19 protein-coding genes are annotated in these 21538 nt (G+C 60.0%); 4 read left to right on the forward strand and 15 right to left on the reverse strand.

What is annotated here, in order from left to right; translation table 11 throughout:
- Positions 1–137: 137 nt before the first annotated feature.
- Positions 138–536, reverse strand: coding sequence for a transposase (locus BMZ35_RS21155; RefSeq protein ID WP_341350643.1), 399 nt, complete (start codon positions 534–536; stop codon positions 138–140).
- Positions 537–582: 46 nt separating this feature from the next.
- Here BMZ35_RS21155 and BMZ35_RS19425 point away from each other — a divergent pair, with 46 nt between their 5' ends.
- Positions 583–1266: an IS6 family transposase gene (locus tag BMZ35_RS19425; RefSeq protein WP_093096881.1), complete on the forward strand. Its 684-nt coding sequence runs from the start codon at positions 583–585 to the stop codon at positions 1264–1266.
- A 68-nt stretch (positions 1267–1334) separates the two neighbouring features.
- Here BMZ35_RS19425 and BMZ35_RS19430 read toward each other — a convergent pair whose 3' ends face one another.
- Entirely contained in the window at positions 1335–2276 is a 942-nt protein-coding gene (locus tag BMZ35_RS19430) for an ImmA/IrrE family metallo-endopeptidase (protein ID WP_093096799.1), read from the reverse strand.
- Positions 2277–3306: 1030 nt separating this feature from the next.
- Here BMZ35_RS19430 and BMZ35_RS19440 point away from each other — a divergent pair.
- A complete protein-coding gene (locus BMZ35_RS19440; protein WP_093096804.1) occupies positions 3307–3522 on the forward strand; it encodes a hypothetical protein in 216 nt (71 codons plus the stop codon).
- Between the two features lie 297 nt (positions 3523–3819).
- Here the strand turns inward: BMZ35_RS19440 and BMZ35_RS19445 are convergent, their stop codons facing one another.
- The 10 genes from BMZ35_RS19445 to BMZ35_RS19495 form a co-directional block, all read right to left on the reverse strand.
- A complete protein-coding gene (locus BMZ35_RS19445; RefSeq protein WP_093096806.1) occupies positions 3820–4548 on the reverse strand; it encodes a DUF736 family protein in 729 nt (242 codons plus the stop codon).
- A gap of 72 nt (positions 4549–4620) precedes the next feature.
- A complete protein-coding gene (locus tag BMZ35_RS19450; RefSeq protein WP_242654867.1) occupies positions 4621–4977 on the reverse strand; it encodes a hypothetical protein in 357 nt (118 codons plus the stop codon).
- Positions 4978–4991: 14 nt separating this feature from the next.
- A complete protein-coding gene (locus BMZ35_RS19455) occupies positions 4992–9266 on the reverse strand; it encodes a strawberry notch-like NTP hydrolase domain-containing protein (protein WP_093096809.1) in 4275 nt (1424 codons plus the stop codon).
- 399 nt (positions 9267–9665) lie between these two features.
- Positions 9666–10841, reverse strand: a complete 1176-nt coding sequence (locus BMZ35_RS19460; RefSeq protein WP_093096811.1) for an alpha/beta hydrolase — start codon at positions 10839–10841, stop codon at positions 9666–9668.
- A 551-nt stretch (positions 10842–11392) separates the two neighbouring features.
- Positions 11393–11911: a type II toxin-antitoxin system YhaV family toxin gene (locus tag BMZ35_RS19470; RefSeq protein ID WP_093096816.1), complete on the reverse strand. Its 519-nt coding sequence runs from the start codon at positions 11909–11911 to the stop codon at positions 11393–11395.
- The gene (locus tag BMZ35_RS19475; protein WP_074637394.1) at positions 11908–12234 is read right to left on the reverse strand and encodes a type II toxin-antitoxin system PrlF family antitoxin; all 327 of its coding nucleotides are present in this window, start codon (positions 12232–12234) and stop codon (positions 11908–11910) included. The genes BMZ35_RS19470 and BMZ35_RS19475 overlap by 4 nt, the downstream gene beginning before the upstream one ends.
- 125 nt (positions 12235–12359) lie before the next feature.
- Positions 12360–13013 (reverse strand): DUF6927 domain-containing protein, encoded by a 654-nt coding sequence (locus tag BMZ35_RS19480; RefSeq protein WP_093096818.1) that lies wholly within the window; start codon positions 13011–13013, stop codon positions 12360–12362.
- Positions 13013–13705: a regulator gene (locus tag BMZ35_RS19485; protein WP_093096820.1), complete on the reverse strand. Its 693-nt coding sequence runs from the start codon at positions 13703–13705 to the stop codon at positions 13013–13015. The genes BMZ35_RS19480 and BMZ35_RS19485 overlap by 1 nt, the downstream gene beginning before the upstream one ends.
- Positions 13706–13777: 72 nt before the next feature.
- Positions 13778–15760: a ParB/RepB/Spo0J family partition protein gene (locus BMZ35_RS19490; RefSeq protein WP_093096823.1), complete on the reverse strand. Its 1983-nt coding sequence runs from the start codon at positions 15758–15760 to the stop codon at positions 13778–13780.
- 153 nt (positions 15761–15913) lie between these two features.
- Positions 15914–16303: a DUF3768 domain-containing protein gene (locus BMZ35_RS19495; protein ID WP_093096825.1), complete on the reverse strand. Its 390-nt coding sequence runs from the start codon at positions 16301–16303 to the stop codon at positions 15914–15916.
- Between the two features lie 250 nt (positions 16304–16553).
- On the opposite strand from BMZ35_RS19495, the gene BMZ35_RS19500 reads away from it, so the two are divergent.
- A complete protein-coding gene (locus tag BMZ35_RS19500; protein WP_093096883.1) occupies positions 16554–17180 on the forward strand; it encodes a LysE family translocator in 627 nt (208 codons plus the stop codon).
- Positions 17181–17317: 137 nt separating this feature from the next.
- Here the strand turns inward: BMZ35_RS19500 and BMZ35_RS19505 are convergent, their stop codons facing one another.
- Positions 17318–18256 (reverse strand): ArdC family protein, encoded by a 939-nt coding sequence (locus BMZ35_RS19505; RefSeq protein ID WP_093096828.1) that lies wholly within the window; start codon positions 18254–18256, stop codon positions 17318–17320.
- Positions 18257–18296: 40 nt separating this feature from the next.
- Positions 18297–18767, reverse strand: a complete 471-nt coding sequence (locus BMZ35_RS19510) for a hypothetical protein (protein ID WP_242654868.1) — start codon at positions 18765–18767, stop codon at positions 18297–18299.
- Positions 18768–19059: 292 nt separating this feature from the next.
- Here BMZ35_RS19510 and BMZ35_RS19515 point away from each other — a divergent pair, with 292 nt between their 5' ends.
- Positions 19060–20262, forward strand: a complete 1203-nt coding sequence (locus BMZ35_RS19515) for a Fic family protein (RefSeq protein ID WP_037911598.1) — start codon at positions 19060–19062, stop codon at positions 20260–20262.
- 212 nt (positions 20263–20474) lie between these two features.
- On the opposite strand, the gene repC is transcribed toward BMZ35_RS19515, so the two are convergent.
- Positions 20475–21530 (reverse strand): plasmid replication protein RepC, encoded by a 1056-nt coding sequence (gene repC / locus BMZ35_RS19520; protein ID WP_093096833.1) that lies wholly within the window; start codon positions 21528–21530, stop codon positions 20475–20477.
- Positions 21531–21538 lie beyond the last annotated feature (8 nt).

Raw genomic sequence — 21538 nt, forward strand, 5'->3', positions numbered from 1 at the left:
TTGACCATCTTCAGGTCCGGGTGGTCACCGGTTTTGCGCTTCGTCATGGCATCTCCTCCGTTCAAGGCGAAGGGCGTGGGCCATGCAAGTTCGTCATCTTCCTAACCGGGATCACCGCAATAGCAGCGTCACCACTCTCAAGTGCGCATCGGCCCATGTGCCACGTTTTTTAACGGGGTCCAGCCCACCAATAAGCCATCGGCAACTGCCCTTCCGGCGAAGCATAGCACAGGCTGTTTATACCGCGCACAGGCGGGTCGCGGCCCGGAACGGTTTTTTAGAACATCCCTCTCCTCCCGGAGCATACGGTTCTCTTTCCGCAGCTCAGCGACCTCGCGTTCGAGATCGGACTGGACGGTTGGCTTCTCGGGATTGCGCCGATCCTGCTGGATCCAGCGGCTCAGTGTCGAGAAGCCGATCCCAAAATCGGCAGCCACTTGTTTACGCGGCAGCCCGCTTGTCAACGCTACGCGCACTGCTTCGGCGCGGTAGGTTCTGTCGCGAATATTTCGGGCATGCGGGTAGGCTGGCAGGATTCAGCGCTTTAGGAGGTGACGTCGCAGGGATGAATGGATGGTGACGATGGTTAACTTCAAAGGCGCGCATTACCCGAAATCGGTGATCCTGTTCGCGGTGTTCTTCTATCTGCGCTATCCTGTATCCTATCGTGATCTTGAGGAGATTATGCAGGAGCGCGGGGTTGGTGTTGACCATGCGACCCTGAACCGATGGGTGATCAAGTACTCCCCGTTGATTGCGGCAAGAGCTCAGGTGAAAAAGCGCCCGACGGCCATCTCATGGCGGATGGACGAGACGTACATCAAGGTGCGCGGAAAGTGGATGTATCACTACCGCGCGGTGGATCGGAACGGCCAAACACTTGATTTCATGCTTTCCGAGCGTCGTAACAAAGCTGCCGTACGGCGTTTCTTCAGGCGTGCAATTGGCAACAACGGTGTCCCCGATCGAATCGTTATCGACAAAAGTGGGGCTAATCTGGCTGGGTTGGAAGCCGTGAATGTGATCCTCAAATTCACTGGAACGGGGCAGACCATCAAGATCCTACAGGTCAAATATCTGAATAATATTCTTGAGCAGGACCACCGGTTTATTAAGCGCATCACAGGGCGAATGCTCGACTTCAAGGCATTCCATTCGGCGTCCGCAACCCTTGAGGCCATCGAGACCGCGCACATGATCCGCAAGAAACAGTTCGGCGCCAACGGCATCACCGCATTCCAACAATTTGCCCAACTCGCAGCATAATTATGTCCAGCGTCAGCCTGTTTTCAGCCTGTCTGGAAATTTGCGACAGAACCGTTGCTCGTGTCCTTCTAATCGTTCAGGCCTACAGCCCGATTTTTGTAGGTACGCCACAGTCCCAAGCGTTTGATGCGATACTCGACCAGTTCTGGGGAAGTGCCGAACCAAGTGGCAATCTCAGCGGCAGACTTCCCTGCAGTCACCTGGGATCTGACTTCGGTTTCAGGGAGCATGGTCGCGGAGGCGAGATAGAACGCATCGTGTTCCTCAGTGCTATCGTAAGTCCGACCGAACGCGTCGGCGATTTTTGCAATCCGGGTCAGCTTGTGTCCAAGGAGGATGTGCCAACACTCTTCAAGATAAGTAACTTTCTGACGTTCCGGTGTGTGGCTGTCGTTCCGCAGGATTGCCCACCTATCCTCTGTGATGTCGAGAGGAACGCTCATGGCGGACCATTCGCGGCCACCTTGTCCGAGCAAGAACTTCGCGCATTCGGCACCAAGGCCGTGAACATCGGAGACGGTGTAAACATCCACGCCATCAATTCGAATGTTCAGCGCGTCGAGGGGCGCATCTAATGCAACCTGCAAGTCGTCCCGCAGTCCATTCGCCATTTCTTCCATTTCAGATTTGGACAGTGCGACTGACCCGGCCAACTCAGAGTCGGTTTCGGCAAAGTCCTCGCCGATAGGGAACGCGTTGCTGTTGTTTCGTACGAGTTGTTGTGCCGCCTGCAAGAGGCAGTGTACCGTTTTTGACTGGACGTTCTTCGCTGCGCGGAAGTGAACCAACGCCACACTGTCGAAGGATAGACCAGCATCTTGGGCATCCGGACCGAGCCACTCGATAATCCGAATCGTTGAATTGTTGTCGGGTTCACCCTCGCCGCGCTCAATCCGAGCCAGCGAGGAAAAGCTGATGCCGACGCGCTCAGATAGAGCCCTGATGCTAAGCCCTTCAGATTCGCGCTTTTTCTTCAGCGCTTTGATCAAAGCCTGCTTGTCTGTTTTCATAAGTTAATGCCGTGCTAATCGCACGCCTTGACACGGCGCGCAGTCCTCCCATAGTGTGCTTTTAACACAGAGTCGCACAACATCAAGTGTCCGGGCCTCGGTCCGAAGGCTTTTGGAAAGGGGCGGTAGGAATGAGGAAGAGCATCGAGGACGACCTGAAAGCCATCGGCTTAGGCCTCGACGCCGGCATTCTGCCGACGGTGTTCAATCGGGGGGTCATTCGGCCCGACAACTCCTCGGTTGTCTCGAAACCTTCGGGCCAGGAGAAAGCCGATGCACGGCACCAATCGACACGATCCGCAACCAGACCGTGGGAACGGCCCGCCGGAGGGCAAGGGACGACCGGACAATCCCGGTCGCCCGATTCCGGAGCACCGTTCGTCCAGTCAGGACTACGGTCTCGCTATGCGGAAGGCATAGAGGAATGCCGGGACGCGTACCCGGGTCTCCTCGCGTTTCCTCAAGAAAGGCAGATGTGGCTCTTTGCTGAGAGCGATCTGATCGAAGGCCTAGGTAGGAGAGCCGCATTTGCCATTCAACTTCCCTACACCACCAGCAGGCCAGTTCGAGCCTGGGGCTTTTGGACCACGGCTGTCAGCAAGACTTGGATCGGGCCGCGGCATACGAATTTTCCCGATGGCTCGATTTGCGCATTCGAGCCAAGAGACAAGACATGGCTTCCCGGCGGTTCTGTGACCGGACTGGTCGACCTTTATAGCCTCTGGGCCGTGCGGCATCTCTACCTCGAGAAATACGGAAAATGGCCCGGCCGGCAATCTGTGCCGATTGCAGCTGAGAGACTGCTCGAACTCGGCGACGATGAGTTTTGCGGATGTGAACATCCATTCGGGAAATACGCCCAGTGCTGTCGGTCATCTGACCAGAAGAACACCTCCGGTTCTGAGCTACTGGATTTTGCAATGAAGACCCGTAGGCCTCCAGCGGAGGTTCTTCAGTTTGTTTGGAACCCAACCAGCCCTCCGCCTCGGAGGGACCCAATAACACGCCAGACTTGAGAAGGAGAATTCAGATGGCAAGTAAAGGCAACGGCGGGAGCTATCGCAGCGCGAAATCGGGGCGTTACGTGACCAAAGCTTTCGGGAAGTCGCATCCGCGCACCACGGTGAAGGAAGCTCCAGGTAAGAGTGGTTCCACCGGTGGCAGTTATCGGAGCGCTATTTCCGGGCGCTTCGTGACGGCAAAGCATGGCAAGGCCAACCCGGGTACGACCGTTCGAGAAAAGTGACTATCCTGCATTGCCGTATGAAGTCGACTGACCGCGGTAGCTGGTAGCGCTGAAGAAACCGTCCTGAATATAATTGTCGTCGTTTGATCTGACTGGTTCGAATCTAGCAAGCTGGAGAATGCGACAGCCCAACCGTTTTTCGCTTAAGAGCAAATGTAGGCTGGTTTGCAGCTGAACAAGGCACATGGACCGGGCGGATCATCGTCGCGTTTCTCTCACCAACTCCAGCGCAGCAAAAGGGGAACCGTGTCCCCACTGTTCCCCATTCCCTTCCAGTGTTGGAGTTTTTCGCCCGGCTCAGGCCACCAGCGACAGCCCCGCGCCTGCATCCTTCGGCTGCTCGCCACTGTCGATAAACGGGACGATCGAGAAGGTCTGGCCGCCGCGCTGCTCCTCGTTCTGCACAGCGTTGACGCGCAGATCGCCATCGGGCGTGTTGATCAGCAGCGACAGGTAGTCATTGCCGGTCCGGCTGCTTTTGGCCATCCAGGCCGAGCCGACGCGGATCGGCTTGCCACGCGGCGAGCTGACCTCGATCCGGTAGTCGGGATGGGTTTCTTCCGACTTGAACTCATTCTCGATCAGCATGAAGTCGAGGTCGAACATCATGTTGGCGATATAGCCGGCGAAGGCGTTGTCGGCATCCATCGCGGTCAGCTCGCCCGAGATCGAACCGGATTTCATGATGCCGTTCGAGACCAGCGGGATGATCTCGAATTCGCCGCTCTTGGCCGCGCGCGCTTCCTTCGTCTGCACGGCATTGACCCGAAACGGGCCAAGGCCGACATCGATCTGCATCGAGATGTAGGGATTGCCGCTGGTGTTGCCCGTCTCGTTCCAGGCCGTGCCGATGCGCACCTTGCGACCGGACTTGTTGATCGCCGTCACGTCGTAATCCGGGCTGCGCTCGGACATCTTCGGGCGCGTCTCGAGCTGGATAGCGATATCGAAACGTGTGCTGTGGATCATGCCCGAGTACTGGGCGGTTGCGGTCTCGGCGTTGCGGGTCAGGGTTCCTGCGAACATGGGATAAGTCCTTTCGGATTTGCCGGTGACTGACGTCCTTGCCAGAGCATCCGGGATTGCTTTCTCGACCCCTCATGGGATCGCAAACCAGAAAGCCTTCTTTCCTTTCTTCCCCTCCCCTCGGTCAGAACTGCCGCCTAAATGGTTGTGCCCCCTCTCCGCCGGGCGCTGTGCCCCTCCCTGCTCGTCAGGTATCGGGTGGCCTCGCCGGTTGGGACCGTTGCAATCCTCCGATTTCGCGATGAAGAACTGCGCTTCATCTCCGTTCAACCGTTGCCCGCTCCGGTCGGTCAGGCCGATGGTGCTTCCGTTCGGCAGAAACGTGATCAAGTACTGACCGAAGCCATCCCTGTGCACGCGATAGCCAGTGTTGGCCCAATGCACGATTAGGCCGGCATCGACGGCGGCTTTGATTTCTTCGAGTGTCATGATCGCCTCCTTGCCTATTCCGCCGCCACCCGGGCCGGGTTCTGCCCGGTGTCCGTCCCCGTTCCAACAATCCGGGTGAGAATACCCAGCGTGTCGACACCCTCCCCATGCGGCAGGAACACCCGCAGCTGGAAGGCGATGATTTCGGTGAAGCAGCCGAGGGCCTTGAGGCCATCGATCATGCCCTTGTCCGCGCCGCTAAGCTCGAGACGCACCTCGCCTGCGACCCGGCGACGGGTCAGGGTGAGACCCCGGCCCAGATCGACAGGCGCGGTGGTGCCGAGGGCGGCGGTCAACATCTCCTGCGGTGTTTGCGGGTTGGACACGAGGAAGCGGGCACGCAACGCTGCCGCCCCTTCCTCGCTCAACGTGCGCCCGATCATCGCCGTCGCCCCTTCAGGCGTGACCCGATAGATGCGCTCGTTGGTGGTCGGAATGTCCTTCCAGATTGGCAGCAGCAGCCCAGTCAACAGGTAGAGCTTGGTCGTGGTGGTTTTTGGCAGGGATGCAGCCTCGGCATCCCAAAGCCGCGCGAACTCAGGCTTGCCGATCTCTTCCCAGGCCGACGACTCGAAGCGCGTCTCCTCGAGGTAGCTCGGCCCGTTGGGCCGAGCTACCTTGCGCATGAGCATGACGACATCCTCGTCATACATCTGCATGGGCCGCGCCGAGATGAGCGCCGCGCGACCGGAGGCGCGATTGACCATGGGGAGCTTGTCGGGATTGCGCGACAGGGCGTCATCCGCCGACAGCACGTGGACCGGGTCCGTCACCTCAAGTCCGATGATCCGCGTCACGGCGCCAGATTTCGGGCAGGTCCAGAGATCTTCCGTGGAGACCTGTTCTATCTTGTCGCCGCGTAGGGTTTCCACGCCGAGATCGAGCGTGCCCGCCGCGCGCGCCCGCTCAGACTGATCGGCAATCCGGCACATGAACTCCGCAAAGAGCGCGTTCTGCATGTGGATGGGCAGCGCCAGCACCCGGTTCAGAAACCGCTGGATCGGGGGAAGCTCCTCGAGAAGCACACCGTCCTTGTCGATCAGTCGCAGGGCTGTCCAGTCGGTGAAGCTATCGTAGCTCATCGCCTCAACGCGCCCGGCGGCAAGATCGGCGAAATACCCACGCAGCGCGGCCCGCGCGATCGGGCTTTCGAGATTGTCCTCCTCGCGGAACATGCCTTGCGAACCGGTCTCGCGCTGGCCCTTGGTGAGGGCCCCCAACTGGTCGAGGCGTTTGGCGATTGTCGAGGTGAAGCGCTTCTCGCCATGCACATCGGAGGTGCAGACCCGGAAGAAGGGCGCTGACACTTGAGCCGAGCGATGCGTGCGGCCAAGCCCCTGGATGGCTGCATCGGCGCGCCAGCCGGGCTCCAGTAGATAGTGCCGCCGCCGTTTCTGGTTCTTCGCCGTTTGCGCCGCATGGTAGGATCGACCGGTGCCACCTGCATCGGAGAAGATCAGGACATCCTTTTCGCCGTCCATGAAGGCTTGGGTCTCGGACGAATTGCTGCTGGCGGCGCGCTTCTCGATGAAGAGATGACCATCCTCGGCCTTCAAAGGGCGGATGGACCGACCCGTGACCTCTGCGACGGCCTCGTCGCCAAAGGCCCAGAGGATCTGATCGAGCGCCGAGGGGATCGGGGCGAGCGTCATCAACTCCATCATGGCCGCATCGCGCAGGGCGAGCGCCTCGCGCGAGACAACGAGCGCGCCAGTTTCATCGCGCAAAGGTTCTGCCACCATATTGCCGTCGATCTCCACAAGCTTTTGCGCATGGATCGGGAAGGCCTGTTCGAGGTAGCCCAGCACGTAGTCGCGCGGCGTTAGCGCGCCCTCGACCAGCTCGTCCTCCGGGTTCATCGCCTCAAGCCGGCGTTTCAGCAGGCTCTCACCTGTCGAGACAACCTGGATGACGCAAGCCTTGCCCGCTGCCAGATCCTCCTTGATCGCGCGGATGATGGTCGGGGCTTTCATGCCCATCAGGAGATGGTTGAAGAAGCGCTGCTTGGTGCTTTCAAACCGGGACTTGGCCGAGGCGCGTGCGGCCGAGGCGTTGGTCTCGCCCGAGGCATCGTTGACGCCGGTCGCAGTCAGTGCCGCCTCGAGATTGTGATGGATCGTCCGAAACGCACCCGCATAGGCGTCGTAGATCTCGATCTGTGCCGGGGTCAGCGCGTGTTCAAGCACGTCATACTCCACCCCATCAAAGCTGAGGGCGCGCGCCGTGTAGAGCCCGAGCGTCTTGAGATCACGCGCGACCACCTCCATGGCAGCAACGCCGCCGGCTTCCATGGCCGAGACGAAACTCTCGCGGCTCGGGAAGGGATATTCGGGGCCCTGCCCCCAGAGACCGAGCCGCGCGGCATAGGCAAGGTTGTGCACACTCGTGGCGCCCGTGGCCGAGATGTAGAAGACGCGGGCGCGCGGGGCGGCGAGTTGCAGCCGCAGGCCCGCGAGGCCCTGCTGGGAGGGTTTGACCCCCCTGCCCTGCTCGGACCCTGCGGCATTCTGCATCGCATGGGCCTCATCAAAGGCCAGCACACCTTCGAAATCTTCGCCCATCCAGTCGAGGATCTGGCTCAGCCGGGTGGTGCCGCACTTGCCCGCTGACCGCAGCGTGGCGTAGTTGACGAAGAGGATGCCATCGTCCATCGGGATCGGCTGGTCCGGTTTCCATTTGGAGAGCGGATGGATGTCGGCGGGCGAGCCGCCAAGATCGGTCCAGTCTCGGATGGCATCCTCGATGAGCGTGGCGGATTTGGAGACCCAGATCGCCTTCCTGCGCCCAGCCAGCCAGTTGACGAGGATGAGCCCGGCGCATTCGCGGCCCTTGCCGCAACCGGTGCCGTCCCCGAGGAAATACCCGAGACGATAGGCCCGTGCGTCCGCGTTATCATCGGCGCGCGTCAGCTTGGTCTGGTCGTCATCAATCGTGAACCGACCGGGCAGGTCACGCCCATGGGCATCATGCGCCATGATGATGGTTTCGAGCTGCGCCTCGGAAAGATGTCCCTCCTCGATCAGCCTGGCAGGCAGGCGCAATTCAGCACTGGCCGCGCCTGAGGGCACGGGCGGTGCCACGGAAGCCATGGCGATGCTTTCGACCAGGGGCGTGGGGTGTTCCTGCGCACCCGCGATCTCGATCCGCTGCGGGCGATAGCGCGCATAGATGTCCGAGACGGGCGTGTTGTCGCGCGGGGTCTCAAAGCTTGTGAAGCTGAGCGGACGTACGGCATTGGCCCGTGGTTTGGAGGCGGCGACAGGTGCAGCGGCGGTCTTGCGCGGGGCAGAAGATGGAACGGTCGGCCGAACATGAGGGATCGCTGCTGCCAGTTGGGCGGGGTGCATCTCAGGCCGGGTTGCGGCCACGGCGTCGACAAAAGGAAGGGCTTCATCCAGATCGCACACAATGGCGCGGATCATCTCACCGTCCTCCTGCACCTTGTCGAAGACCATCAGCTGGGTTTCCACAGAGGTGCCGAGCTTGCGGTAGACCTGCCCCGGGATCGTCAGCGCCAGTCGCGGCGTGAGGAGACCGCGGGCGCGGGACCAATGCGCGGCATCGCGTTCGGGCGTGAATCCCGGCGGCATGATCGCCACCAGCCGCCCGCCGGGTGCCAGGCGCTTGGCAGCCGCGATGAGATGTTTTGCAGCGATGTGCTTGTCCCTGGAGCGGTCGACCGAGGAGGCGAAGGGCGGATTCATCACCACGACATCGGGCAGTACCGGCGTCTGCAGCAGATCGTCGATATGCTCCCCGTCATGGCCCGTCACCTCGCCGCCGAAGAGGGCCCGCAGGAGGCGCTGGCGAAAGGGGTCGATTTCATTGAGCAGAAGCGTGGCACCGGCCCGGGCGGCGAAAGCGGCCAAGGCACCAGTGCCAGCCGAGGGCTCCAGAACGGTCTCGCCCTTGCGGATCGCCGCGGCCCGCAAGACCAGCGCCGCAAATGGCAGCGGCGTGGAAAACTGCTGCAGCCGGATCTGCTGCTCTGACCGGCGAGTTTCCGTCAGCAGCCGTGAGGCAAGCAGCTTAGCGGTGGCGATGTCACCTACCGCTGCATCCCCGCGCAGTAGCATCTGAATGGCCGCGGCCTGCATTAGGTCGTAGGCCATCCGCCAGTCCCAGGCACCGCCAGCATCGCTGCCATGAAACGTCTCGCGCATGATGCGCGCGAGCGCTGAGCTGCGCAGGGGTTGGTGGTCGACCTCCGCGCCGATCTGCGCGATGGCATTTGCGAGATCAGTGTCGGAGATTGGGAATGCCGGGTTTGCCGGATTGGGCTTGGTCATGGGGATTTTCCTTTGGATCAGGGTCTGAGTTCCAAAGGACAAAAAGCCCGCTTTGACTTTTCAGGGTGACCGGCCCGAAAGCTATTAACAAGGGCGGGCCGTCAACGCGGTCCGCCCTCCTCAGCAACAAAGAGAAAGCCACGCAGCAAAACCGCCGAACTTGTTGATCAATAGAGCCGACATTGAGGCAGCGCGCGGCGATCGACCGCTAGGAGCCCAGAGCGGTCCTTCCGCATCTCTTCTTACGGCATTTCGGCTGTTGGCATGGAAACAAAGCTCGCTAAATCATACCCAACGATCGTGAAACCGCTTCTCAGCGTCTAGCAGTTTTATCTGACGGTGAAGTTCACGCGCCGTTAGAAAAGGGACCTTGCGGAGCATTGCTTGTCAGAAGACGCTTCATTCGGCCAGAAAATCAAGCAGCGTGTCCATATATGTCTCCCACGCCGGCCCTCCAGGTAGTGGAAAATGGTTCGCGGTTTCAAGTACGACCAACTCGGCTCCGCGAATACCAGTTACAAGCTTCTGTGCTTCCGAAAGAGGATGAATTGCATCCTTCCGACCATGAAGGACCAATGTTGGACAGGAAATTAACGGCAACAGCTCCTCAACATTCGCGGCGTTGATCTGGTCACGTTCGGCCAAAGCCTTGGATTGTTCCGATGCCTGAGTGAAGTAGCGGGCGTAATCCATTACATGCTCAGCCGGACCGTCAGGAAAGTAACTTGTCATCAGGCCGGCAGCGAAACCGATAGCATTCGGATCCCAACCTGACGCTATTAGTTGTCGCATCGGGTCAGGTCCCGGCGTGCGGGTCGTTCGTCCCGTCACATATCCGCCTATGATTGCGAGTTTCGTGACGCGATCTGGATATTGGGCTGCAATCTGGATAGCGCGAAAGCAGGCTCCGGAACGCGACATTAGTGCGAATTTCGAGAGCCCGGCGGCGTCTGCGACAGCGATCACGTCCTCGCCTGCCTTGATGAAATCGCGAGCGTTATCAACACTGTCACTTGATGAAAGCCCTTGGCCTGCTGGATCGTAGCGAATGAAGTTGTTTTGCGCGATGAGAGGGTCGAAGAAGCTACGTTCACATGGGATGGCCCAACTCAATTCGAGATGTGAAATCCCGCTTTCGACTTCTATGAGGGCAGAGCCGCTGCCATAACTGGCGTAGGCGATGGAATGTCCGTCGGGATTGCGGGTATATCGAATGCGCTGAACATCGGATTGTCGGGACCTGACAGCATTATCAATTGACGTCTCATTGACCTGAACTGTCGCCACCATCTGCAAACCGCGCCTCGCCACCGTACGGATGACGGCCTGACGCTTGCCGTCGTCCCCAACCGCCTTCCGCGCCGTCGCTATCCTCGCACTGATAGCGCTTTCCGATACGATCCGGCCGCCCCAAACTACCTCAATAATCTCGTCGCGCGTGACCACGCGTTCAGCGTTTTCGGCTAACAGCAGGATTAGATCAAAAACCTGCGGTTCGACGGCAATGGGTTCGCCGGACCGTGTGAGGGTACGTCGCGCATCATTCAGGGCGCAGTCTTCGAAGCGATACTCCATGATCTGCAGATTAAACCATGTCTTCCCGTCATTTCATCAGGAAATCTAAAGGGAAATGCAAGGATACCGCAGGGTTTTCTTCAAGCGGGTCCCCCCGGCGTAGGGCACGTTGGGAACACTTGATGAGGAGATCCAATATGATGCCCGATACAAACATCGACCTTCTGAAGTGCATTCCCGAGACTCATCGGCCTCTCACCGAGCATGAGCGCACGGTCATTGCGATGAAACGAGAGGCCAAACGAGCTGAGCGGACCAAGACTCTCGGTGTCTTGAGGCGCCTCATCGATAGGCTTGGGCACTGGATTGAGGGTCGTCCTGCCAAGGTCTGATGAGTCCCGCATCTTACCAGTTCGTACACGACGCAGCGAACGGCAGGTGTACGGATATGGTGGGACTTCTGAGAATTTCATCGTACCAGCCATCTGGCACACCAATGTCGCCCATTTCACTCGGCTCAAAGGTGACGGGAGATTGTAACGAAGAACCACCCCCTTATGGACAGCCTGAGCGGTAGGTGACCTGCCCCCCCCTCTGGCATTCGACCCCACCTACCGCTCAGGCGCCGCTTCAAGGGATTTCTCGAACCGTTTGTCCGCCGCCGCAGCTTCCTTCAGGAGCGCGTCGAAATCGTCAGGTGGGTTGCCATTGTCCAGCATCCCTTTAAACGTCGCATAGGCATCCGTCTTGCTGCCGTAGGCGCGCAGGGTGGTGTCGTCGTTCACCCATGCCACGACGATGACCTTCGCATCGCTGTTGAAGCGGTAGAACAACCGATACTGCTGGAAGAATTTCGCCCGGAACCAGTGCTTGCGGTGATCGCCGAGTGTGCCGCCTTGCCGGAAGGCGGCGGCACCCGGATCTGCCGGTATGGCCTCGGTGACCAGCTTGAAGATGGCGGCCAGCCGTTTCGTGGAATTTTTCTTGCGCCAGGTCTTGGGATCGCGTGCCTTACGCGCCTCGACCTCCAGGGTCAGCCCTTCGAGCTGGTCCAGAAAGAGCGGATGCGCATAAATCGACCATCCGTTTTCGACAAGGGGCGCTTGGGCGGGCACGCTATCGCCGCTCATTCATCCTCGAGCGATAGCGGCGCATCGAGATCGACGTCAACATCTCCGACCAGTGCTGCAAGACGGTCATGCAAAGCCCCATCGAAGGCCCGAATGCGGTCCGGATGCGCCTTGATATCGGCCTCGACAAAATCGAGAAAGGCTCCGAGCACGGGATCTTCCTCTTCGCTGCGCACGGGCTCGATATAGACCCTGCCACTCGGCTCGGTGCAGTAGCGAATCTGGTCGCCCTTCCCCAGCTTGAGCTGCTTGCGCACACCCGCCGGCACGGTCGTCTGATACCGATCCGTGAGCTTCGAGACATCTTGTGCGAGCGCGGTCATGGCAGTCTCCTGAAAAAAAAGGGTCTTTGCTGCCTGCGATAGGTAATGCATTTGCATTGCCTTGTCAAGATAAGCCGCAGGATCTGCTGTCGCCGGGCAGGTCGATGAAACGTCCGGCGCAGGACCTAATTTCGCTCCGCCAGAAACTCGGCCAGCACTGGGCTGGCCGCCCCCTTCGCGGAACTGAGCAGCTCCGAGCCCGCAAGCGAGGCCTTCGACAGGCGTACGAGCCCGCCGGTTTCCTCGATGCGGTAGCAGCGGCGTTTCTGCCGGCCCCGCCTGTAGTGGGTCGCGGTGACGATCTGGCAGGTGCTGCCATCAGTGAGCGTCACAGGGGTGGCGAGCCTGATCTTGTCGCCTTCCTGGTAGTCTGGAATCGACGCCCAATCCCGGCAGCGCTGGCGCCAGTCCTGGGCGTAGCTGTCCGGGTCTTTCAGGTCGGAGAGGAGCTCGATCAGCCCAAGCGGAGCACGAGATTCGTTCGGGCCAGCACTTTCCTCCATGTCCTTGTAGCCCCAGCTGCCGTCATCGTATCGGGTGAGGAAGACAGCCCCGAAAGTGATGGAGCCATCCGGATCGGTCACATAGGTCGCGTCCTCGACAGGGGTGCCGTCGAGATTGGTAACCCTTGCCGCCGCGTACCAGGTGGAGCCGACCTTGCAGGCTTTGACCAGTTCCGTCTTGCGCCTTTCGCCCCCGAAGGTGCAGAGCCGGGCAATCTCCGCTTTCTCATCCGCGTAGGTCTGGACGCGGCGATCGGTGTAGAAGAGCCAACCCATCACGCCACCCTCCGATCATCGAGTTCCATCAGCGCATCGAGCGGCACGCGGTAGGGCTGCATGGCGTCGAAATCCTCGCAACGTTTATGGGAATAAGCTGAAGCACCAATACCCTGCCGCGCTGCGCGCTCTCGGGACATTGGTGCTGCATTATCATCTTCGTATTCCCAAAACGCCGAATTGCCGCAGTTCTGAACGATCGCGAAGGTGTCGCAGGCATCCTTGAGGATGACCCGGAAGGTGCCGCCGAGGCCCGAGGGCACTTCGTAGGTCCCGCCGATGAGATAGTCCGAGGCCCGGCGCACGAAGACGCGGATGCTGTGGCCATCGGTGGCGAGCCGGATCGCCCCCCGCCCCCGATCGATGAGCACCTGCACATCGTCGAGGATGTCGGTGTAGAACTGGCCGGTCAGGTCGCGAAACGCCATGCGGCGCTGCGCCATCCAGTCGGTATCCCGAAACGGGTTCATGCCGTCGGCGAAGGCGAAGGAGGGATCGGCCTGTTCGGTGGTGACGATACGGGTGGTCGTGCCATCGATGCCGTTCGAGCGCAGATGCACACCATTGCCGACGATGAGGATCAGGGCCGGCCTGTCCACGGGTCCGTTCCAGTTGGGTAGGAAGGTCTTACAGGCGCGCGCATGCGCGATCTGCGCCGCAACTGCGGAGGCAGAGAACTTGAGAATAGCCATGGGGATGTCTTTCTGTTCAGTTTGGAAGGGTCGACCCGCGCGCGGAATGCCTCGCGCGGGTCACTTGATGCGTCAGGCCGCTTGCGCGACCTCGCTGTCAGGCTCCGGAGTTTCCGCGGTGGGCTTCGCCTCATCAAAGGCGACACCGGCGGTCTGCATCATCGGCGGGCACCAGGCAGCTACGGCGGCGCGCTGCGCGTCCGTGAGTGTGGCGAAGGGTTCGGCGAAGAGCTTGTCGCAGAAGGCGACGATCTCCTTCTTGCTCGACGAGGCCAGCGTCACAGCCTCCTGGGCCAGACCCAGATGCTCGCCGAGGATCTTCAGGAGCCAGGCCTTCTTGAAGCGATTGAAGAGCGCCGCGTTCGGCGTCCAATGGGCGCGGATATCGGGCATGATCTCGATCTCGAACGCATGCATCAGGCTGTCGCGCCGAGGATCCCGCGCGAAGCAGGACTGCGTGGTGCTGGCCGTGGCATAGGCCACGAGCTTGGCCTTCTCCCCTGCATCGAGCGCGCGAAACGCCGCGAACTGATCGGCGGGCGGGCGGGTGTCATCGAGCCACGAGAGGTCCAGCACATCATGCGCCGCGGCCACCTGCGCGAGGGAGGTCTCGTCGATCTCGTCCATCTTGGCGTGGTTGCGGTATTCCTTGCGGGCATCGATCTTGATCGCCTGCGTGACACTCATGCCGCTGGCCAGAACGTCGCTCACCAGCTTGAAGAGCGTCAGATCGAGCGTGGCCTCCGGATGCAGCGCCATCGCTGCCCCGAGCGCCATGGCCCGCTCGGTCTTGAGGTCCTCGGCGAGCGAAGCGGGGTAGCTGATCTCGCCCGGGTCAGGGGCCTCTTCCCCCGTCGGGCTAGTCGAGACGCCGCGCTTGCCCTCCTCTTTTACGGTGTCCTCCGGGCGCACGAGGCCCACATGGAGCGTCACCTGACCACTCGACCAGGACGCGATCACGCCTGCGCGGGCGAGGTCCTCGGTGCTGTAGGCCTCCTGCAGGTCGCGGGCTTCCTCTTCCAAGGCGTCCACGCGCTCGTAAAGGGCATTGTAGGCACCGTCCTCGAGCCCCTCATTCTCCATCTCGAGCTGCAATTTCTCAAGCCCGGCGGTGATCTCATCGATGCGCTTCCGGGCAGCCTCATCCGGCTCGATCGGGCCGGGATAGACGCGGCCGTAGTCGGCCATGGTCGCGTAATCATAGCGGACCATCGCATCGGCCCAGGCAAAGCCCAGCTTTATGCGAGCCTCTTCGGCGGCGGCACCGAGCTTCTCGAGCAGGATGGTTTCGACCAGCGCCGCATCCTCAAGCACGGAATGCTCTTCCAGAAGGTCAGCCGCGACGGCACCGCTACGCGCCTCGTAGTCTTCGCGCACGAAAGCCCCGATATCATCGCTGACCTGCACGCCGCGGGATTTGAGGGTCTGACGGACGGTATAGGCCTGCAGATAGCCGCCGTCCTTCGTGAGCGCCTCAAAGACCTCGCGCTGCGCCTCCTGGCTCGGGTGCTCGGCGAAGGCCTTCATCGTGTCGAGCGTGATCACCTTGCCCCGAGCCGCGGCGCGGATGTCGGGGTGGATAAGGCCATAGCGCAACCGGCCTTTCACGGCCGCCACCGTGGTGCCGAAGGTCTTTGCGATCGTCTCGGGCGTCTGGCCGTCGACCTCCATCATCCGGGCGAAAGCCTCGAACTCGTCGATGGCGTTCATCGGCGCCTGGGTAATGTTCTCGGCGAGCGACAGCGCCGTGGTGACGTCGCAGTCGTCTGGGACAAGGCGACAGTCGACCTTGGTTTTCGCCGTGAACCCCTTACTGGCCTTGTCGGCGATCAGCTCCTTCAGCGCGGCATGGCGCCGGCCACCGGCGAGGACAGCGTATTTGCCGTCGAGCTTCTGGACCAGGAGAGGCTGGAGCAGGCCCAGAATAGCGATACTGGCCTTCAGATGGGCGATGTTCTCGGGGTCATAAGTTTCCGGCGAGTTGCTGCGCACATTCGCGGGATGCGGGACCAGATCGCCGATGGCGACGGTGAGAGGGGCAAAGCTCGTGGTCATGGGATATCCTTCCAGGTGGGTGAGATGCGGCCCGCGCACTTGCGCGTGACCAATCCCCGGCTTCAGGGATCACCACGACAAAAGGCCCACTCTCCCTTTGAGGGGTCAGTGGGCCTTCATCGCCTGGGGATTCAGCAGGGGGTGTCCCCTGCCCTACCAGTCGCGCGCCAGCATGATGGTCAGCACGCGCATGGTAGTGGCGGGATTGTCCGGGGTCTCAGCCCCGTAGCGGAAATCCGAATCTGCCTCATAGAGATCAATTTTCCAGAACACGGTCTCGCCTCGGATCTCGACCGCGCCAAAATCGTGCCATCCCTCGGGATCATTCTCAGGCTCGAATGTATCGAACGCACCGGTGGCCTTCACCGCCTCGGCCATGAAGCCGTCACCAGCCTCCATGAGCGAGCGGGTGACATGCATGCGGCCTTGGATGGGTTGCGCGGGCGGCACCCCAAGGCACGCGAGCTTGCGAAGCGCGTCGTTCTGCACCGCGATCACGGTCGGATCCGGACGGTCTTGCTGGGGTTGAACGGTCATGGACATGGAGATCTCCTTTGAGAAGTTGAAACACCCTTCCCAAAGCCCGCTTTTTCTTTTCCGCCGGGCGGAACGGTCCTGACCACCACCCGCCCCGAACAAATCCAAGTGTCCGCTCAGCGGACGAAGCACCGATTCGCTGCGCTACGCACGAAGGTACATTTCCCATGGCCATATCTAGCGGAACTGTTTTGATCGGTTGACTCCTAGGATGGAAGCTTCCTTTGTTGTCATAGAGCAGCAAGGGGACGATGCGATGGAACTTCAGGCATTCTTGATCTTCGCGACGACACAGGCCGTCGTGATCGCGTCGCCCGGTCCGTCCGCGCTCCTTGTGGCGTCGCAAGGCGCGACGAACGGCTGGCGCAGGACGGTTTTCCAGATGTTCGGGATGATGATCGCAACGGCGATCTACTTCGTTATGTCGGCGACGGGGCTGGCCGCTCTCATCCTCGCGTCCAACCTAATCTTCCAAATCATCAAGTGGGTCGGCGTCGCCTACCTTGTCTATCTCGGCTTAACCGCCTTGCTCAGCCGCTCGGGCGGGCTCTCGGTCACGCGGACGGGCAAGGTGAGGTCCCGGAAGGCTCTCTTTTCGCAAGGCTTTGTCGTGGAGTTTGCCAATCCCAAGGTGCTTCTCTTCTTCGCGGCCATCCTGCCGCAGTTCCTCGACACCGCCGCGCCGATTGCGCCGCAGATGATCATCATGGGGCTGACGGGGGCTGCGATGCAGTTTGTGATCTACTCGGCCTATGCAAAGCTGGGGTACACGCTTGCCAATGGCGGCCTGCATGTCTGGATCGTCGGTCTGATCAACAGAACGGCCGGGGCGGCCCTTATCTTCGCGGGCATCAAGATGGCGAGCGTCACCGCAGAACGATAGGGTGCGCCCTTTCGGGAAGGCTGAGTAAAACGGTTCGGCCGTTGTAGTAGCGGCCTTTCCTCCTTTCGGAACACCATGCTGCGACCGCAGCACAATCCGCCAAACCCGCCGTTCTCCGCTTCGCAGAAATCGATCTTTCAGGCAGCCTCAGCGCTGCGCCCCGCCCTGCCCGTCTCCGATCTGGCGATCAGATAGTCGCAGGCGCGCTGCGCATCCGCGGCGTGCTTGAAGATCGCACCCTTGTCCGACCGAAGAACGCGCAACCAGTTGTGGAGATAGGCGGCATTCATCTCGAGCGTATGCGCCGTGAAGCCAAGCGTCTGACCCAGGAACACCGAGGTCAATTCGGCGACGATCTCCTCGCGCGCATAGGACGTGTTGCCAAACTTCGAGAACCCGAAATCACGGTTCAGTCGATGCGGGGCTTTCGTGGCATGGGCCAGCTCATGGGCCCAGACCCCGTAGAAATTGCGCGGGTCCTGGAACCGTGTGATGGATGGCATGTAGACCTTGTCCACGGGCGGCAAATAGTACGCCTCCGTGCCCGTGAAGACGGTTGTGATGTCGATGGCATCGAAAAACGCCTGCATGTGCGGGATGGGCTCGGACGGCGGATGCTCGGGCACGGGCTCCGGGTCGGGGAAGAAGCTGTCGGGCAAGCCCTCGATCTGGCAGGCATTGAACACACGGTAGGATTTCTGGAAGCGGAATATACGGGCTTCCTCGGAGTGATCATCCCCGTCGCTGTGATCATGCTCATCGCCGGCGTCTCTCCGGCTTTGACCGTAGTAAACGACGACAGAGGATTTCTCGCCCTTGCGGACCTTTGCGTCCAACGCATTGGCCTGCGGCAACGTCATCCAGAAGGGCGAGCTGTGGCCCGCCATCACGGTCCGCATCGTCAGCAGGAAGTTGTTCACTCCCTGGTAGGGTTCCCCGCCCACGCGCAGGGGACGAGAGCTGCCACCTGCGGTCCATGGCTTGCGCCACGGCAGGACGCCGCGCTCAATGATACGGATGATTTCGTTTGTGATGACCTCGGAGGCATCGAATTTGGTCGTGCGGGATCGGGCCATGGCTGGCCTCCTTTCGAGTTTTGGTGAGAGGGAATGGTGATCAGATTGACTGACGGGGGCTCGGATCGTTGATGATCCTGGCACCGAGGGCTTCGACCGTGTCGATGTAGGTGGTCAGCGACACGGACCTGCCGGGACCCCAAGGTTCAGAGTCGCCCGATCCGTCCCGCGCCACCCGCGGTAGGTTCGCGAGGGCGATGACATCGGTGACGGGTCGGATATCGATGAACGGGGTCCCTCGTGCGACCGCAAGAGTGGCCAAGGGAAAGCGCTCGATCGGCGCGAAGGTCGAAACGGTGGTCCAACCAAGATGGATGAATGTCCCGCCCTCTCCGCAGATCACATGCGCGTTTGGCAATAACGCCGCCTGCTTCAGATAGCCGAGGTCACGCAGGACAGTCTCGCGCTCGCGCCGCTGTGCCTGCCCCGTCTGGTCGGTTCGGCGTAGTTCCTTGTGTCGCCACCACGAGGCAGCGGTGGCGCGCAACACGCGCAAGACACCTGTTTGCATCGGAATGCCCTTCATCAGGAAAGACAGACCGGAATCCGGCCCGGACCCATCTGAGGGACCCCAAAGGCCCTCATCCGTCAGTCACAAAACCCGAAGGACACTTTCTCTTTTTCCGGCCCCTTTGGGCACACAACAAAACCGAAAAGCCCGGCGCATCTGCCGAAGCCATTGATTTCATGCAGCAATTCTAGATCGGCAACCAAGATCGGCAACGCATATCGGCAAAACCTTGCTTGAAAGTACGAAATGTGTTTATTTTTCAATTACTTTGCAAACATGGAAGATCGGCAAAATGCTGGAAACACCCGCCAGGATCGAACCCTGCTTCTTCGAGGAGCATATTCCTACAGAACTGGCAGACCTTTCGGTCGACATCCAGAGGGAAGCCACCGGGCTGGGACAAGGGTTGCATCCTGACAGCGCAGCCGAACTTGCCGATCTCGTCCGTGTGATGAACTGCTACTACTCCAACCTGATCGAAGGACACAACACGCGCCCCCGCGACATCGAAAGGGCGCTGGCTGGTGCCGAGCTTGAGGAAGAAACCCGTCCTCTCGCCCTTGAGGCCCGAGCGCACGTCATCGTTCAACGGGCCATCGATGAGATGCATCGCATAGGCACCCTGCCCCGCCCCACATCCGTCGAATTCCTGACTTGGGTCCATAAGAGCTTCTACGACGAGATGCCGGATGAGTTTCGGGTCATCGAACATCCCGACGGCACAAAAGAGCCCATCGTTCCGGGACGCATGCGCCAGGATGACGATCGGGAAGTTGCGGTCGGGCGCCACCTACCTCCTTCATCGTCGCGCGTCGCGGCATTCATGGACCATTTCGACAAACGATTTCAGATTGCGGCGCGGTCTTCGAGCGGACGGATCATCGCGATCGCCTCTGCACATCACCGGCTCAACTACATCCACCCTTTCCCGGATGGTAACGGCCGTGTCAGCAGACTGATGTCTCATGCCATGGCCCTCACAGCGGGGATTGGTGGCCAAGGGCTCTGGTCCGTATCACGTGGGCTGGCCCGCGGGCTAACCGATCGGGGCGAGTACAAACGGATGATGGATCTGGCCGACAGTCCACGTCGCGGAGACCGCGACGGACGGGGGAACCTGTCAGAAGCGGCACTGAAGACGTTTAGTGAATGGTTCCTAAAGGTGACGCTCGACCAGATCAGCTTCTCAGCAAGATTGTTCGATCTCGGCGGACTGGACCAACGGTATCGTCGTCTTGTTGCAGATACCATCGATGACAAGCGAGCGCCGGAACTAATCTCGGCGGTTCTTCGGCATGGGGCACTGGAACGAGGCGATGCGCAGATTGTGCTCAAGACGTCCGAGCGTACTGCTCGCAACACGCTGAGTAAACTGACCGCCGCCGGATACCTGACTTCCGTCTCGCCGAAGACGCCAGTTCGGTTGGCGTTTCCGTTGGATTATCGAGAGCGGCTCTTTCCAAACCTCTTTGGAGATGGTGACCTCCCACAATAACTTTAGGGATTTAGGGTTTAATGCCTGGCCGCCGATTTCTTCCATGGCCTGCGAGATTTTCATCAAGGCTTGCTCGTGTGTCACTTGTCCACCGCGGTGGACATCTGCTGGTCTGAGATAAACTGAAGAACCACCACGCGCCGCTAGGTGCGTTTGGACAGTTTTGGTTGCCACAAGCGCCGCTTCTCGTTCGAAGTCCACCGCGGTGGACATTAGACAGTTCGCTCATTGGTTTCGGACAGTCGCTTGATCAAAGCTAATGGATCAAATTGGTTTTGCCTTTGACCCAGGGTGATACTGTGAAAATACGCCCCAAAATCCCGGATGCGTTTTCCAAGTTGTAGCATGATGAAGATCGCGCATGACGCTTTCTGAGCTCCTACAGCATTCTTGGCTTTCTCGAAAGTTTCTGGGTGAATGCCCATCATGGGTGCAAGTGTTCGAGCATGGTTTTCAATGTCCAACCAGTTTCTAAGTCTCTCTGTGGAGAACGATGTCGCCTGATCGCAGACTGAGGTCAGCAAGTCTGGTTTCAGGGCCTCATCGCCTATGTTGCTATCTAAATCTTTTTTTTCTTCTTCAGACTTAGATTGATGCCGGACAGTTTGTCCGTCATTGGCGGGCAATTCCATAGTTTCAGGCGGGTCATCCGGGGTAGACAAACTCTGGCATTCTGCATCTGTATTGGCGAGCAGAGCGTGGTATTCGGGGAGGCTCAGCTTCCTGCGTAGAGCTTTCCGTGCGTGGTTGATGAATGCGTTGCTAGGATCGTGCTCCTCCAAATGGGCGAGCTTTGTAAGGATCTGTTTGCGGACAAATATCCGATCTCGCCGGTTATTCTCCATCTCTTGCGCGATGGCTATAAGCTCGCTCGCACGTTGGAGCAGGGGGGTGAGAGACAATCCATAACTGATGCACTCCCCGCCGGATGAGCGAACGCGGTAGCGCTTTCGGTTCGAGCTGTCATTGCGCTTGATGAATCCGAGTTCAACGAAGCGGTTGATGTGCCTCCGGAGTGTCCGTTCGTCGATTCCGCCAACGCGCTGGCAAAGTGAATTGTTAGACGCAAAAACCGTTTCGCCATGGCCAGGTTTCAGAAAACTGAGCATTGCTTGAAGTGTCTGTATGTGGCCAGGACGTAGACCAAACACGCTGCGTGCATCTCTCAGGGCTCTGAAGATGGTCCAGACGTCGGTTTCAGATGGGGGAAATGAGCCGCGGGTTGCATCAGCACCTGCGGCTTCGATCGAGAGTTTTGTAAATGCCATGGCTTGTT

Origin of the sequence: Shimia aestuarii (genome assembly GCF_900114635.1) — a bacterium.
Lineage (GTDB): Bacteria > Pseudomonadota > Alphaproteobacteria > Rhodobacterales > Rhodobacteraceae > Shimia > Shimia aestuarii.

Bases quoted from the DNA above. Each gene is read 5' to 3' on its own strand.
- BMZ35_RS19425 (WP_093096881.1), top strand. From the start codon at position 583: ATGGTTAACTTCAAAGGCGCGCATTACCCGAAATCGGTGATCCTGTTC.
- BMZ35_RS19430 (WP_093096799.1), bottom strand. From the start codon at position 2,276: ATGAAAACAGACAAGCAGGCTTTGATCAAAGCGCTGAAGAAAAAGCGC.
- BMZ35_RS19440 (WP_093096804.1), top strand. From the start codon at position 3,307: ATGGCAAGTAAAGGCAACGGCGGGAGCTATCGCAGCGCGAAATCGGGG.
- BMZ35_RS19445 (WP_093096806.1), bottom strand. From the start codon at position 4,548: ATGTTCGCAGGAACCCTGACCCGCAACGCCGAGACCGCAACCGCCCAG.
- BMZ35_RS19450 (WP_242654867.1), bottom strand. From the start codon at position 4,977: ATGACACTCGAAGAAATCAAAGCCGCCGTCGATGCCGGCCTAATCGTG.
- BMZ35_RS19455 (WP_093096809.1), bottom strand. From the start codon at position 9,266: ATGACCAAGCCCAATCCGGCAAACCCGGCATTCCCAATCTCCGACACT.
- BMZ35_RS19460 (WP_093096811.1), bottom strand. From the start codon at position 10,841: ATGGAGTATCGCTTCGAAGACTGCGCCCTGAATGATGCGCGACGTACC.
- BMZ35_RS19470 (WP_093096816.1), bottom strand. From the start codon at position 11,911: ATGAGCGGCGATAGCGTGCCCGCCCAAGCGCCCCTTGTCGAAAACGGA.
- BMZ35_RS19475 (WP_074637394.1), bottom strand. From the start codon at position 12,234: ATGACCGCGCTCGCACAAGATGTCTCGAAGCTCACGGATCGGTATCAG.
- BMZ35_RS19480 (WP_093096818.1), bottom strand. From the start codon at position 13,013: ATGGGTTGGCTCTTCTACACCGATCGCCGCGTCCAGACCTACGCGGAT.
- BMZ35_RS19485 (WP_093096820.1), bottom strand. From the start codon at position 13,705: ATGGCTATTCTCAAGTTCTCTGCCTCCGCAGTTGCGGCGCAGATCGCG.
- BMZ35_RS19490 (WP_093096823.1), bottom strand. From the start codon at position 15,760: ATGACCACGAGCTTTGCCCCTCTCACCGTCGCCATCGGCGATCTGGTC.
- BMZ35_RS19495 (WP_093096825.1), bottom strand. From the start codon at position 16,303: ATGTCCATGACCGTTCAACCCCAGCAAGACCGTCCGGATCCGACCGTG.
- BMZ35_RS19500 (WP_093096883.1), top strand. From the start codon at position 16,554: ATGGAACTTCAGGCATTCTTGATCTTCGCGACGACACAGGCCGTCGTG.
- BMZ35_RS19505 (WP_093096828.1), bottom strand. From the start codon at position 18,256: ATGGCCCGATCCCGCACGACCAAATTCGATGCCTCCGAGGTCATCACA.
- BMZ35_RS19510 (WP_242654868.1), bottom strand. From the start codon at position 18,767: ATGCAAACAGGTGTCTTGCGCGTGTTGCGCGCCACCGCTGCCTCGTGG.
- BMZ35_RS19515 (WP_037911598.1), top strand. From the start codon at position 19,060: ATGCTGGAAACACCCGCCAGGATCGAACCCTGCTTCTTCGAGGAGCAT.
- repC (WP_093096833.1), bottom strand. From the start codon at position 21,530: ATGGCATTTACAAAACTCTCGATCGAAGCCGCAGGTGCTGATGCAACC.